Source organism: Marinobacter sp. NSM, assembly GCF_052380025.1.
GTDB lineage: Bacteria > Pseudomonadota > Gammaproteobacteria > Pseudomonadales > Oleiphilaceae > Marinobacter.
The window spans coordinates 67967-81914 of the sequence record NZ_JBQTCK010000009.1; the positions used below are offsets into that span (position 1 = coordinate 67967).

Consider the following 13948-nt stretch of genomic DNA (forward strand, 5'->3'; position numbering starts at 1 on the left):
GTCAGGCGTCCTCCCCGGCGGGTTCGTACTGGCCAACCGAACCGGCGACCGTCTCAACGGCGGCCACAATGCGGGAATAGGTACCGCACCGGCACAGGTTTCCGGTCATGGCAGTCACAATGTCCTGACGGGATGGCGACGGATTGTTGTTCAGCAGGTGAGCCGCGGTCATAATCTGACCCGACTGGCAGTACCCGCACTGGGGCACACCCTGATCAATCCACGCCTGCTGCAGCGGGTGCAACTGGCCATCTTCGGACAGCCCTTCAATCGTGGTTACAGAAGCACCGTCTACCGAGGCCACCGGCATCGAACAGGATCGAGCAGGCTGGCCGTTTACGTGAACCGTGCAGGCGCCGCACAAGCCGGCGCCACAACCAAACTTGGTGCCTTTAAGCCCTATTTCATCCCGAATCACCCACAACAGAGGTGTATCGGAGTCAACATCAACTGTGTGCCTTTGGCCGTTAATCGTCAGGCTGAGTGCCATGGGCCGTTCCTTTTGTTATTTGCTGGAAGACATATTCAATTACTTGATCACTTCTTTGCCGTCCTGGTCTACCCAGATCTTGCGATCACCGGTATTCATTTTCCCATTGGAATCCCAGATTTCCCGATCTTCAGTGGAGCTCTCCAACTTACCGTTATCGTCCCAGATCACCCGGTCTTTGCAACCTGCCAGGGCGAACAAGCCGGCCAGAACCATCACCACCAGAGAAGTCCTGTTCATCATCTATAACCTCATCAGCTGTTTGAAATGCAGCACGGTCCTCTCTTGATCACCGCCTGCCATGAAGTTCCCGATTATTCTGCTTGTCTCTATCGCTCTTGCGAACCATGACATAGGCCGCTCCCGTTCCACCATGGTGTTTCTGGGCCGAATGAAAGGCCAGCACACTGTCCAGTTCCGGTAGCCACTTCGCCAGGTAGCTTTTCAACTGAGCAATGCCATCTGGGTTGCGTTCACCCTTGCCATGTAGAATGATCACCGAGCGCAAGCCGTAGCGTACGCAATCGTTGATAAATGCAAACACCTCCCGACGGGCCTCTTCAACGGTCATCCGGTGCAAATCCAGCCTGGCCTCGATCGGGTATTGACCGAGCCGGAGCTTGCGGAACACCCCATGCTGAATTCCGGGCCGCATCCAGCTGAGCACGTCGTGGGCTGTCAGGAGCTCAACCATGTCGGAGGTCAGCGGGTTCAGGTCGCGAACCGGCTTTTCAACGGCGGCCTTCTGCCGCTCCAGATGTCCGGGCGTCAGCTCCCTCGGGGTCGACACCTCGGCCCTGTTCGGTCTCCGAATACGCCGGACATCCTTCATCTCTTCAAGGAACGCCTGGCGTTCATCTTTACTGGTCATGAGCTATCTGTTTCTGGGTTGACGAGTGTCAGAACTCTACCACCGTGCCGGGCTACCATAAAGAAAAGCCCTGAGACACTTTTCGACCAAAATCGTAGGGCACAACATGGCTCCGCTGAACTACACTGCAAGCGGACAACAATAACTACGGAACAGCGGCGAACACCGACCAACTCCGACCCACGACGGATTGCGATATGGCAGCAGCAAACCAGGATACATCCCGCCCCCAGAACACCCGAGCCATCATGACATTTCTGCGGGAACATGCACCTTTTTCCAGCATGGATGACACCCACCTGGCCCATTTTGCTGAACATGCCACCCTGAGGTTCTACGCCGATGAAGACGTGGTGCTCTCGCCGGATGACGGCGTAGTAAAGCGCTTTTACATCGTTAAACAAGGCCGTATTCGGGGCGAACGCCACAACGAAAAAGAGGATCGGGCAGAAACCACCTTCGAAATCAGCCAGGGCGAATGCTTCCCCCTTGCGGCCCTGATTGGCGAGCGCCCTACCCGTACCCTGCACCGGGCCTCGGGAGATACCTTCTGCCTGAGCATTGAACAAAAAGCGTTCATCACCCTGTTCTCCGAAAGCGAACCCTTCCGGGACTTCTGCCTGCGCGGCGTCAGCAGCCTGCTGGATCAGGTCAACCAGCGTATCCAGTCCAAGGCGATGGCCTCGATCGGGTCCAGCAACAGCCTGGATACCCCGCTTGAACGTTACGCCCTGCGCAATCCTATCGTTTGCTCGCCCGACCTGCCGGTGCGCAAGGCAGTGGCCCGCATGCATGAGAATAATGTGGGCAGCATCATTATTACGGATGACAACCGCCACCCCAAGGGCATATTCACGCTGCGCGATTTGCGCACCATGATTGCCGAGGAGCGAGGCCCCCTCGACACCCCTATCCGGCAGGTCATGACCGCCGATCCCTGCTGCTTGCCCTCAACGGCCGATGCCTTCGAAGCGGCCATGTTGATGGCCGAGCACCACTTTGCACATCTGTGCGTGATCGATGAGGAAAATCATCTGATTGGGGTGGTCTCCGAGCGGGACCTGTTCTCCCTCCAGCGCGTGGACCTGGTAAACCTGGCCCGAACTATCGGTACAGCCACCCACCTGCGCACGTTGGTGAGCCTGCGCACCGATGTTTCCCGCCTGGTGGATTCCATGCTGGCCCACGGCGCGGACTCCGGGCAGGTGGTCAAGATTATCACCACGCTCAACGATGTGACCGTTCGGCGGGTACTGGAACTGAACCTGAAGAAAAACGATCCCGGTATCCCTTTCACCTGGCTGACCTTTGGCAGCGAAGGCCGGCAGGAGCAAACACTGCTGACCGACCAGGACAACGGTATCCTGTTCGAGACGCCCGAGGGCACGACCGAGGACCAGGTTAGGGAAAAACTGCTGCCGTTCGCGAGCAAGGTGAATGATGAATTGGCCGAGTGTGGCTTTACCCTGTGTAAAGGCAACATCATGGCAAGCAACCCGAAACTGTGCCTGAGTGATCGGGAATGGGATGACTGGTTCGTTCGGTTTATCGACGCCTCCACCCCCCAGAATCTGGTGTACTCATCCATCTTCCTGGATATGCGCTCAGTATTCGGGCCAACGGAGCCATTGCACCGATTGCTGGAGAAAGTTCTGGACAGGATTCGCAAAAACGCCCTGTTCCAGAAGATGCTGGCGGGCAATGCGCTGCAACGCAAACCACCGCTCACCATGTTCAGGAACTTTCGCTATCTGAATGACGAGAAAAAGCATTCCCTGGACCTGAAACGACAAGGCCTGGCGCCGTTTGTCGAATCCGTCCGGGTATTCGCCCTGGCCCACGGGGTGGAAGCTGCCAATACCCTGGAGCGAATGGACGCCCTGTCCCGCAAGGGGGTTTTTGACGCCAAAGATGCGAACGCGTGGAAAGAGGCGTACAGCCTGATCCAGGCCATCCGTATGCGTGCCCACCAGGAGATGCTGGACAGGGGCGAGGAACTGACCAACTACATTGATCCGGACGACCTGAATCCGCTGGATCGAAGGATTCTGAGGGAGTCTTTCCGCCAGGCCCAACGGCTCCAGCAGAAGCTGGAAGTCACTTACCAACTCTAGGTACCGGAAGCACCATGCTCGACTACATCAAGCAATGGCTGGCACAGCGAAGGGGCGGCGCCGTTGGCAATCACGATCCAGACAACCTGCCCACGGCGAAAACGGTGAGCGACCAGCCGCTGTCCCGGTGCCGCCTGATCGTACTGGACCTTGAGACCACCGGACTGAATGCCTCGAAAGATGAAGTTATCGCCATCGGCGCTGTGGCTATTGAGGGCGGAGTCATTCACCTGAATGATCAGTTTGATCTGATCCTGCGCCGACCGGAGCTCGATATCCGGGAAACCGTGCTGATCCATGGTATCGGGCCGGAGGCTCTGACCCAGGGCCACGAAACCGAAGATGCCCTGCTCTACCTGCTGGAGTGGATGAACGGCGACCCAATTCTTGCCTACCACTCCGCATTCGACCAGAAATTCCTCGAAAAAACCCTGAAAGCCCAGCTTGGCTACACCGTCCCCCACACCTGGATGGACGTTGCCGAGCTACTACCGGCGATATTCCCAAAAGCAGAAACCAGGGGGCGCAGCCTCGACCACTGGGCCGACTTCTTCAAACTCGAAGTCAGTGAACGGCATCACGCCGCTGCCGATGCCCTGGTGACCGCAGAACTGACACTCATGGCCCTGAACAGGGCGCAGAAAAATGGCGTCAAGAACCTGAAAGAACTCGCTGAAAAGCTGCATTATCAGCGCCGTTTACAGAACATGCACCGCTTCTGACAACTCGCTCCAACCGCTGATGTCCTTGACCAATTACAAGGCAAGTCACTGAGAGTTAGACCATTTGCCAATATCCATAATTCCATTGACCAGTAAAGTCGGAGGAGACAACAAGTCGGAGAAGTACTACATGAATAATAAATTCTCTATCCGCAACACCTCACAATTAACCCACCCAACCTCCACAACAACAATACAGGAGTGATATGTATGTCAGGTCATAGCTACGACGCTGAAAATTACTGGAAGGCGAACCTGCGCCTGATATTCGGAAGCCTGATTATCTGGGCCCTAGTGTCTTATGGCTTCGCCATTCTGTTACGTCCCATGCTGGCGGGAATTCCGGTCGGTGGCACCGATCTCGGTTTCTGGTTCGCCCAGCAAGGCTCCATTCTTACTTTCATTGTTCTGATCTTCTTCTACGCCTGGCGCATGAACAAGATTGACGAGCAATTCGGCGTACACGAGGAGTAAGAATCCATGAGCCAATTTGCAATTAACCTTATGTTCGTGGGGGGCTCGTTCCTCCTCTATATCGCTATTGCCGTCTGGGCCAAGGCCGGCAGTACCAGTGATTTCTACGTTGCCGGCGGCGGCGTTCACCCGGTTACCAACGGTATGGCGATCGGTGCCGACTGGATGTCTGCAGCGTCCTTCATTTCCATGGCGGGCCTGATCGCCGCCGGTGGTTATGCAAACTCTACCTTCCTGATGGGATGGACCGGCGGTTACGTTCTGCTGGCCATGCTGCTGGCGCCTTACCTGCGTAAATTCGGCAAGTTCACCGTGCCGGAGTTCATCGGTGACCGTTACTACAGCGCCAATGCGCGTCTGGTAGCGGTTATCTGCCTGATCGTTGCATCTGTGACCTACGTTATCGGCCAGATGGCCGGTGCGGGTGTTGCCTTCTCCCGCTTCCTGGAAGTAGACGCCACCAACGGCCTGATGATTGCAGCAGTGGTTGTATTCATCTACGCCGTACTCGGCGGCATGAAAGGCATCACCTACACTCAGGTGGCCCAGTACTGCGTTCTGATCATCGCCTACACCATTCCTGCGGTGTTTATCTCCCTGCAACTGACCGGAAACCCGATTCCCGGCCTTGGCATGTTCTCTACCCACACAGAATCCGGAGTGCCACTGCTGGCCAAGCTGAATCAGGTCGTCACAGACCTTGGTTTCCGCGAATACACCGCCGATGTGGACAACAAACTGAACATGGTTCTGTTTACCCTGTCCCTGATGATCGGTACGGCTGGCCTGCCACACGTTATTATCCGTTTCTTCACCGTTCCCAAGGTAGCTGATGCTCGTTGGTCCGGCGGCTGGGCACTGGTCTTCATTGCCCTGTTGTACCTGACTGCGCCGGCTGTTGCTTCCATGGCGCGTCTGAACCTGATGACGACCATCTACCCTGAAGGTACTTCCGCTCAGCCCATCGAGTATGAAGCTCGTCCTGACTGGATTGCCACTTGGGAAGAAACTGGTCTGATCAAGTTTGAAGACAAGAACAACGATGGTCGCATTCAGGTGTACAACGACGGTAATGCTGATTTCGCAGCCACCGCAGCTGAGCGCGGCTGGGAAGGCAACGAGCTGTCTGTTAACAACGACATCCTTGTACTGGCCAACCCGGAAATCGCCAACCTGCCTGGCTGGGTCATTGGTCTGATCGCTGCTGGCGGTCTGGCTGCGGCTCTGTCCACTGCGGCGGGCTTGTTGCTGGCCATTTCCTCAGCAGTCAGTCATGACCTGATCAAAGGCCGAATCAACCCGAATATCACCGATAAAGGTGAGTTGCTGGCAGCGCGGATCTCCATGGCGGTTGCCATCGTGGTGGCGACGTGGCTGGGCGCCAACCCCCCAGGCTTTGCGGCACAGGTGGTGGCACTGGCCTTCGGTATCGCAGCGGCTTCCCTGTTCCCGGCGCTGATGATGGGTATCTTCTCCAAGCGCGTGAACAACGTGGGCGCAACCCTGGGCATGTTGTCCGGTCTGATCTTCACACTGGTCTACATCTTTATCTACAAGGGCTGGTTCTTCATTCCGGGAACCAACAACCTGCCGGATACCGCTGAGTACTGGATGCTGGGTATTTCCCCACTGTCCATCGGTGCGGTTGGTGCTCTGGTCAACTTTGCGGTAGCCTTCGGGGTATCGAAAGTGACTGCCGAGCCACCTGTTGAAATCCAGGAGCTGGTTGAAAGCGTCCGTTACCCACGCGGTGCCGGTAGCGCTCAAGACCACTAAGCTGAAAGACAGCCTGATTCATTAACCATAATGACGGGTTGAGACCGAACGGGCTTCCTCACTGAGGGAGCCCGTTCTTTTTTTTGAGTTAAGGAATCCAATCCTATGTTCTGGACTTTTGTTGCCACTATTGTTTGCGGTCTCGGGGCCGCAGGCATTGCCATGGGCATCCGCGCCGCCACCGCAAAACGTGCGCCTAGATGGATCATTCCGGTGTTTGCCGGTGCCGGCATGCTCGGCTACCTTGTTTATGGCGAATACACCTGGTACGACCACAAGCGATCCCTGCTCCCGGAAGAAGCCGTGATTGTGGCGACCGAGCAGGAGAAGATCTTCTTTCGGCCCTGGACCTTTGTATTCCCCTATGTCACCGCCTTCTCCATTGTCGACACCAGTGATTTCCGTCGGGATACCAACGACGACGATATCATTCGCTTCACGCTCTATCGTTTCGAACAGACGGTGACAGACGCAGTGTCTCACCGGGCTCACCTGATCCATTGCCAGAGCCGGGAGCTGGTTCCCCTTGGTTCAGATGGCGTTCCACGGGTCGATAACATGAAGTTGCTGACAGCAAGCGACCCGCTATACAGAACCGTGTGTGGAAACGAAATCAGATAAGCGGATAACAACAAAATATGATTAGCGCCTGGCTGCTGATATTTATATCCATTAGCTACATTTCCCTGCTGTTTGTGATCGCCTGGGCGGGCGACCGACACCCGGGACTGTATCGCCGCAGGCTCGCGCGAACTCACATCTACGCCCTGTCACTGGCCGTCTACTTTACCTCCTGGACATTCTATGGAGCAGTCGGGCGCGCCAGCCAGGAAGGCTTTGCCTTTCTTCCCATCTATCTGGGGCCATTATTGGTTTTCCTGTTCTTTGCACCACTCCTGCGACGCATTATTTATATCAGTAAACGCAACAACAGCACGTCCATTGCTGACTTTATCGCTTCCCGTTATGGCAAATCCCAGGTGCTGGCCGCCATGGTGGCCATCTTTGCTCTTATTGGCAGCGTTCCCTACATCGCCCTGCAACTCAAGGCCATTGCCCTGGGCTTCAACGTACTGACGGAGGGGGGTATCGGCTATCAGGAACTGAGCACCGCTGCCTGGAGCGATTCTGCCTGGTACATCACCCTCGCGCTCGCCGTATTCACCGTGCTGTTCGGTACCCGACACCTTGAATCAACCGAACATCATCGAGGCATGATCCAGGCTGTTGCCTTTGAATCGCTGATCAAACTGGTCGCCTTCATCGCCGTCGGCCTGTTTGTTGGATACGGCCTGTATAATGGTTTTGGCGACCTGTTCAGCCGGGTAAAAGAGGCCGACCTGGTCGGCACCCTGACCACCAGTTCACTTGAGACGCCTGCCTTTCTCACTCAAACCCTGGTCGCGATGCTGGCCATTGTCTGTCTTCCCAGGCAATTTCACGTCATGGTTGTAGAGAATGCCGATCACCGGGACTTTGAAACAGCCCGTTGGGCCATGCCGATCTATCTGGTTATTGCCAGCGCCTTTGTGCTTCCCATTGCGGCTGCCGGCCTGCTGAATTCAGACCTTGCCGGCGGTGATCCCGACATTATCATCCTGCAGTTGCCCATCATGGCCGGTGAGCAATGGCTGGCCGTCCTGGCCTTCCTGGGCGGCGGCTCGGCGGCAGCGGCCATGGTAATTGTCTGTTCTGTGGCTATTGCCACCATGGTCAGCAACGAAATCATCATGCCCGGGCTACTGCGTTTTTTCCGTCCCGGTATGAACCGCAGGGCCGACCTCAGTTTCCTGCTGCTCACCATCCGCCGCGTGGCAATCTTTGTCGTGCTGTTTACCGCCTATGGTTTTTATCGGATGGCGGGTGCCGATTACAGTCTCACTGCCTTCGGCCTGCTCTCCTTTGCGGCCGCCGCCCAGTTTGGGCCGGCATTGGTGGGCGGCATCATCTGGCGGCGCGGGAATTTTACCGGGGCCGCCTGGGGCCTCGGTCTTGGCTTCCTGATGTGGTGCTACACCCTGCTGTTACCAGCCCTGGTGTCCACCGGCTGGATTGCCGATACGCTGATCGAACAGGGGCTGTTTGGCCTGAACTGGACCCGCCCGACTGCCCTGTTCGGCTCTGAGCTGGACCAGATCAGCCACGGCATTATCTGGAGCCTCGGCATTAACACCGGCACCTACATCCTGCTGTCACTGGTAACCCGGCAGCGCATCCGCGAACGGATCCAGATTGCCGCCTTCTTCCATGAATCCCAGCCAAAACCGGAAAGCGCACAACATCAGAGCTGGCAGGGCGAGGTCCTGACCTCCGATCTCCAGGCCCTGACCGATCGATTCATGGGTGAAGAACGCTCCGAGAGCGTCTTCCGCAATTACGAGCGCCGCAACGCCATAAGGCTGTACCCGCACCGGCCCGCCTCTACCCACCTGATGAAATACATCGAGCGCCAACTGGCCTCGGTTATTGGTGCGTCTACCGCCCGTGTCGTCCTGGAGTCCACCCTGACCGGGCGGGATATGCAGATCGAGGATGTGGTCAGCATCGTAGATGAAGCGTCCCAGGCCATGACCTTCAGCCGCGAGCTGCTGCAATCTGCAATCGAGAACATCAGTCTGGGTGTATCGGTGGTGAATCATCAACAGCAGTTGGTGGTTTGGAACCATCGCTACCTGGAGCTGTTCAATTACCCCAAAGGGTTCGTCCGGGTTGGCCGGCCGGTGGAAGACCTGATGCGTTACAACCTGACCAACGCCAACCTGTCAGCCAGGCGCATAGATGACATCATCGATAACCGCTGCAACAGCATGCGCGAAGGCAAACCCATGTCTTACGAACGCCAGCGCCCGGACGGCACCGTTGTCCGGGTGGATGGCAGCCCCATCCCCGGGGGGGGCTATGTCACCACGTTCCAGGACATTACAGCCATGCGTCGCACCGAGCAGGCCCTGAAGGAGACCAATATCTACCTGGAGCAACGGGTACGGGAACGTACTCAGGAACTACAGGTGATCAACGAACAGATGCTGAAAGCAAAATCGGTCGCGGAACAGGCCAACCAGAGCAAAACCCGGTTTCTTGCCTCGGCCAGCCACGACCTGCTTCAACCATTGAATGCGGCACGACTATTCACCTCCGCCCTGTCAGGCAAGGTTATTGAGGGTGATACCCGTGAACTGGTTGAGCACATCGACAGCTCACTTGGCGCGGCTGAAGAGATCATCAGCACCTTGCTCGATATCTCCAAGCTGGACGCCGGGGCACTGGAGCCGGATATTGGCGTGTTCCCGGTCAACGAACTGCTCCGCCACCTGGCAACGGAATTCTCTGCTATCGCCAAAGATCAGGAGCTGGACCTGCATGTTGTTCCCAGCAGCGCCTGGGTACGATCAGACGTCAAGTTGCTGCGCCGGGTAGTCCAGAACTTCCTGTCCAACGCCATTCGCTACACGGCCAGTGGCAAGATACTGATGGGCTGCCGTCGGCTCAAAGGCTACCTGCGCATTGAGGTCTGGGACACCGGCCCAGGAATGTCCGAAGACCAGCTCACCCATGTTTTCGAGGAGTTCCGGCGCTTCCAACATGGCCATGACAAGAAGGGGCTGGGTCTTGGCCTGGCCATTGTGGACCGCATCAGCGGCATGCTGAACCACCCGGTCACCGTGCACTCAGTTCAGGGCAAAGGGAGCGTTTTCGGTATCACCGTACCACTTGCGCCACCAGACCTGAGCCGCGCCGAATCCAATAAGCCCGGCGCCAGCACAAGGCGGGTATCCAGTCTCGGAGGTTTGCATGTTCTGTGTATCGATAACGATCCGGCCATACTACAGGGTATGGTCGCGTTACTGGGCAACTGGCAGTGTGATGTGACTGCGGCCGAAAGCCTGGAAGATTCCCTGGAAAAACTGGCAGACCGTATACCGGATATTATACTTGCGGATTATCAGCTGGATGATAACCGCAATGGTTTGGATGCCATGGACAGCATAAGAGACAAACTTGGCCATGGCATACCGGGCATTCTGATAACCGGTTATATGGCGCCAGAGGTACGCGAAGACGCCGGGAACCGCGGCTATCAGGTTCTCTACAAGCCGGTTAAACCAGCGGCACTGAGAGCGCTCGTCAACAAATTACTTACACAAAAGCGCACATGAACCAGGCCGACAGGAAAGACGCGATCAACCCCTTTGGAAAACTCACTTTTCTGGTGGTTGATGATTTCGAGAACTTCCGTCTATCGATGCGCCAGATGCTAAGGAGCTGCGGCGCAGACCAAATCGAGCTGGTGGCACACGCCACCCCCGCAATCCAGCACTGCACCTACAACCACGTAGATGTTGTCCTGTGTGATTACAACCTGGGGGAAGGCAAGAACGGCCAGCACATTCTTGAGGAGCTCCGATACAAGAAGCTCCTGAGCCGCTCCTCCCTGTTCTTGATGGTGACCGCCGAAACCTCCAAAGAGATGGTCATGGGCGCCCGTGAATACCGACCGGATGCTTACCTGACCAAGCCGTTGAACCGCACCATGCTGGAGAAGCGCCTTGGCGCCCTGGTTCAGCAACGGGGTGGCCTGCTACCGATTACCCGTGAAATGGATCGGGAGAACTACCCTGAGGCCATTTCACAATGCCTACAGCTTCTGCCCAAACAACCAAGGTACAAAACCTGGCTAATGAAAACCCTGGGCGAACTGTATTTCATCGTCGGCGATCTGTCACACGCCCTGAAAGTGTATGACGAGGTGCTCGCGCAGCGTGAGCTTTCCTGGGCCCGACTGGGCCGTTGCAAGGTATTGCTGGGTAACAGAAACTTTGACGCCTCGGTGGAGGGCTTGAAAGGCCTGATCGCCAAACACCCCGATTATATGGAAGCCTACGACCTGTTGGCCGAAGGCCTGGAAAAGCAGGGTAAAACAGTACAAGCCCAGCAGATCCTGGAAAAAGCCGCAGACCACTCTCCAAACGCCATGCTACGCCAGAAACACCTGGCGCTGCTGGCCACTACCAACCAGGACATAGATACCGCTTCACAGGCCTGGCGGCAGACCGTGACACTGGGAACCTATTCTATTCACGATAACTCTGATCACTACCTGTCGCTGGCCCAAAGCCTCTCCGACCTCAGCGAAGGACACCCGGAAGCCGAAGGTGCGGAACATGCGGCAGAAGCCCTGAATGTGCTGGCGAAGATGGAAAAGCGTTTCGCCGACGACGACAGCATCGGCCTGAAAAGTCGTATTGTGCAATGCCGTGTTCACGCCGGACAGGGCAACCAGAAAGCTGCAGAAAAGCTGCTAGGCGACTTACAGACAGAACTGGAAACACTGGAGGACATCCCGGCAGATCTGGGTCTCGACTATGCCAAGACCCTGTTCAGGTTGAGGCATGATGAAGAGGCCAAGTCGTTGCTGTCGGATCTGGCGGCCCGTTACGGTGACAATCCGGAAACTCTGCAGAAAATTGAAAACCTTCTCGATGAACCCGTTGGCTTCCGCCAGAAAATAGAAGCCCGGGGATACAACCGAGATGGAATCAAAGCATTCGAATCCGGCGATCTGGACGGCGCGGTCGAGGCTCTCAACCGAGCCCTGGCGATCGTTCCGGATCATGCCGCCCTGAATCTCAACCTGATTCAGGTGTTACTGCGAAAGTATGATCAGGCTCCTGAAGATCATAACCTGCTCACTACCTGCCAGGAATGCCTCAGGCGGCTCGAAGGCCTGCCCGAACAACACAGACAGCACCGGCGTTACAGCGCGCTGGCCAGAAAACTGAAAGGACTGACTGCATGACTGACCACAACATCGACTTTTCAATGGTACTGGCTTCAGCCGTGCATGACATGAAAAACTCCCTCGGCATGCTGCTGAACACCCTTGATGAACTCCGTACCGAACATGAAGAGTCGCTGTCTGGCTCCAGCAAATTCAATATGCTTCAGTACGAGGCCGAGCGCATGCACAATGACCTTGTTCAGTTGCTGGGTATCTATCGGCTGGGTGAGAACAATCTGTCAGCCCACATTGATCAACACTTTGTACCGGATTTTCTCTCCGAGCATATGGCACGACACGTCCCCCTGCTTGATGGCCTGGGCATCGATTACGCCATCGAAGCTGATGACATCAATGGTTTCTTCGATGACGACCTGCTTACCGGGGTGCTTAACAACACCATCAATAACGCCATCCGCTATACCAAAACCAAAATCCGCCTGACCGCCCGGGAACAGGATGGCTATCTGGTGCTTGGTGTGGAAGATGACGGCACAGGCTATCCGGAGAGCATGCAACATACCGGAACGCTCAGCTTCAAATCCCTCGACTTCAACAGCGGCAGCACAAACCTCGGTCTTTTCTTCGCGTCTTCCGTGGCTAAGCTGCATACGGAAGGCGACCGCACCGGTTCAATAACGCTGCACAACGGCGGGAAATATGGTGGAGGGGTGTTTGAAATCTGGCTGCCCTGAACGTGCCTTCCTCGAAAAATCAAATGAGCGTCTCAAAACAGACTCTCTGGCGCCCTCTCCCCTGTTTATTTTTTGCACTCCGCTTATAGTGCGACAAGCAATCCTGCATTACCAATGCAGCTACAGAATCGTGATGGCGGAGCAAGGACAGGGAGCACACATACAATGGCACGGGCGCACGCACTGATTATCGAAGATTCGTCAACTGCCAGGATCATCCTGGCCCGACTCCTCGACAGATCAGGCATCAGTAGCAAAGGAGTCTCAACTGCAGAGGAAGCATTCTCGCTACTCCAGCACGAGTCCTATGACGTTATCTTTCTGGATCACCTTCTACCGGGCATGAACGGATTCCAGGCTCTGGAACAACTCAAAAGCCAGCCTCACACACGCGACATCCCTGTTTTCATGTACACCTCACAGAACGCAGAGCGCTACATTGACGAAGCAAAGACCCTTGGCGCTGCCGGAGTTATTCGCAAGCAGATTGATCGAGAGCACCTGCAGAAAACTCTGGATACCTTACTGGTAAACAGCCCGGAACCCGAGTACAGCGAAGCTTTCAGAATCGCTGTGGAGGAAACTGGCAGAACGGCACAGGAGAATACCGAGCAGGCTGCCCGTAAACTCACTGGTCGGATGTCGACCCTGGAAGTAGCCTATGAAGAGCTTGAGGAAGAATTAAGAGAGCTCAGGCAAGCCAGCGAAAACGCCCATCGCCAACACACCGATCGTATCAACCGCCAAAGCCTAAGCATCCGATGGCTGATGGCTGCAGCAGTGTCACTGGTCGTAGCGCTAGTATGGGTTAGCAGCTGGCAGGCCAACATCCTGGACAATCACATTGAGCGTACCAATGAACAGTTTGAGTTGATGCACAGCATTGTAGGTGGGGTGATCGAATTGATCAGCCGATAACGGGCTCAAAAATAAAAAAGCCCCAACATCAAGGATGTTGGGGCTTTTGGAATCAAGAGCCTGACGATGACCTACTCTCACATGGGCGAACCACACTACCATCGGCGCT

General features: G+C 56.0%; 12 protein-coding genes. 9 read left to right on the top strand and 3 right to left on the bottom strand.

Annotated features, from left to right (window positions below; genetic code table 11):
• Position 1: 1 nt before the first annotated feature.
• Genes ACTZWX_RS16385 through smrA form a run of 3 tightly spaced genes read right to left on the bottom strand, consistent with a single transcriptional unit; the run spans position 2 to position 1361 of the window.
• Positions 2 to 490 carry a (2Fe-2S)-binding protein gene (locus ACTZWX_RS16385; protein ID WP_444714817.1) on the bottom strand — a complete coding sequence of 163 codons (489 nt, stop codon included), beginning with the start codon at positions 488 to 490 and terminating at the stop codon, positions 2 to 4.
• Positions 491 to 529: 39 nt separating this feature from the next.
• Positions 530 to 730: a hypothetical protein gene (locus tag ACTZWX_RS16390; protein WP_444714818.1), complete on the bottom strand. Its 201-nt coding sequence runs from the start codon at positions 728 to 730 to the stop codon at positions 530 to 532.
• A gap of 49 nt (positions 731 to 779) precedes the next feature.
• Positions 780 to 1361, bottom strand: a complete 582-nt coding sequence (gene smrA / locus ACTZWX_RS16395) for a DNA endonuclease SmrA (protein ID WP_444714819.1) — start codon at positions 1359 to 1361, stop codon at positions 780 to 782.
• A 197-nt stretch (positions 1362 to 1558) separates the two neighbouring features.
• On the opposite strand from smrA, the gene ACTZWX_RS16400 reads away from it, so the two are divergent.
• The 9 genes from ACTZWX_RS16400 (at position 1559) to ACTZWX_RS16440 (ending at position 13839) form a co-directional block, all read left to right on the top strand.
• Entirely contained in the window at positions 1559 to 3475 is a 1917-nt protein-coding gene (locus tag ACTZWX_RS16400) for a putative nucleotidyltransferase substrate binding domain-containing protein (RefSeq protein WP_444714820.1), read from the top strand.
• A 14-nt stretch (positions 3476 to 3489) separates the two neighbouring features.
• Positions 3490 to 4197 (top strand): 3'-5' exonuclease, encoded by a 708-nt coding sequence (locus ACTZWX_RS16405; RefSeq protein WP_444714821.1) that lies wholly within the window; start codon positions 3490 to 3492, stop codon positions 4195 to 4197.
• A gap of 210 nt (positions 4198 to 4407) precedes the next feature.
• A complete protein-coding gene (locus ACTZWX_RS16410) occupies positions 4408 to 4671 on the top strand; it encodes a DUF4212 domain-containing protein (RefSeq protein WP_444714822.1) in 264 nt (87 codons plus the stop codon).
• A 6-nt stretch (positions 4672 to 4677) separates the two neighbouring features.
• On the top strand, positions 4678 to 6447 hold the full coding sequence (locus tag ACTZWX_RS16415) for a sodium:solute symporter family protein (protein WP_444714823.1): 1770 nt from the start codon (positions 4678 to 4680) through the stop codon (positions 6445 to 6447).
• Between the two features lie 105 nt (positions 6448 to 6552).
• Positions 6553 to 7068, top strand: a complete 516-nt coding sequence (locus ACTZWX_RS16420; RefSeq protein ID WP_444714824.1) for a hypothetical protein — start codon at positions 6553 to 6555, stop codon at positions 7066 to 7068.
• A gap of 17 nt (positions 7069 to 7085) precedes the next feature.
• On the top strand, positions 7086 to 10604 hold the full coding sequence (locus ACTZWX_RS16425) for a hybrid sensor histidine kinase/response regulator (protein ID WP_444714825.1): 3519 nt from the start codon (positions 7086 to 7088) through the stop codon (positions 10602 to 10604).
• Positions 10601 to 12244: a response regulator gene (locus ACTZWX_RS16430; protein ID WP_444714826.1), complete on the top strand. Its 1644-nt coding sequence runs from the start codon at positions 10601 to 10603 to the stop codon at positions 12242 to 12244. The genes ACTZWX_RS16425 and ACTZWX_RS16430 overlap by 4 nt, the downstream gene beginning before the upstream one ends.
• Complete coding sequence (locus ACTZWX_RS16435) at positions 12241 to 12921, top strand: sensor histidine kinase (RefSeq protein WP_444714827.1); 681 nt, start codon at positions 12241 to 12243, stop codon at positions 12919 to 12921. The genes ACTZWX_RS16430 and ACTZWX_RS16435 overlap by 4 nt, the downstream gene beginning before the upstream one ends.
• A 165-nt stretch (positions 12922 to 13086) precedes the next feature.
• Positions 13087 to 13839, top strand: coding sequence for a response regulator (locus ACTZWX_RS16440; RefSeq protein WP_444714828.1), 753 nt, complete (start codon positions 13087 to 13089; stop codon positions 13837 to 13839).
• Positions 13840 to 13948: the final 109 nt, after the last annotated feature.

What these genes read in the sequence shown, in the direction of transcription:
- ACTZWX_RS16385 (WP_444714817.1), bottom strand. Translation starts at nt 490, where the DNA reads ATGGCACTCAGCCTGACGATTAACGGCCAAAGGCACACAGTTGATGTT.
- ACTZWX_RS16390 (WP_444714818.1), bottom strand. Translation starts at nt 730, where the DNA reads ATGAACAGGACTTCTCTGGTGGTGATGGTTCTGGCCGGCTTGTTCGCC.
- smrA (WP_444714819.1), bottom strand. Translation starts at nt 1,361, where the DNA reads ATGACCAGTAAAGATGAACGCCAGGCGTTCCTTGAAGAGATGAAGGAT.
- ACTZWX_RS16400 (WP_444714820.1), top strand. Translation starts at nt 1,559, where the DNA reads ATGGCAGCAGCAAACCAGGATACATCCCGCCCCCAGAACACCCGAGCC.
- ACTZWX_RS16405 (WP_444714821.1), top strand. Translation starts at nt 3,490, where the DNA reads ATGCTCGACTACATCAAGCAATGGCTGGCACAGCGAAGGGGCGGCGCC.
- ACTZWX_RS16410 (WP_444714822.1), top strand. Translation starts at nt 4,408, where the DNA reads ATGTCAGGTCATAGCTACGACGCTGAAAATTACTGGAAGGCGAACCTG.
- ACTZWX_RS16415 (WP_444714823.1), top strand. Translation starts at nt 4,678, where the DNA reads ATGAGCCAATTTGCAATTAACCTTATGTTCGTGGGGGGCTCGTTCCTC.
- ACTZWX_RS16420 (WP_444714824.1), top strand. Translation starts at nt 6,553, where the DNA reads ATGTTCTGGACTTTTGTTGCCACTATTGTTTGCGGTCTCGGGGCCGCA.
- ACTZWX_RS16425 (WP_444714825.1), top strand. Translation starts at nt 7,086, where the DNA reads ATGATTAGCGCCTGGCTGCTGATATTTATATCCATTAGCTACATTTCC.
- ACTZWX_RS16430 (WP_444714826.1), top strand. Translation starts at nt 10,601, where the DNA reads ATGAACCAGGCCGACAGGAAAGACGCGATCAACCCCTTTGGAAAACTC.
- ACTZWX_RS16435 (WP_444714827.1), top strand. Translation starts at nt 12,241, where the DNA reads ATGACTGACCACAACATCGACTTTTCAATGGTACTGGCTTCAGCCGTG.
- ACTZWX_RS16440 (WP_444714828.1), top strand. Translation starts at nt 13,087, where the DNA reads ATGGCACGGGCGCACGCACTGATTATCGAAGATTCGTCAACTGCCAGG.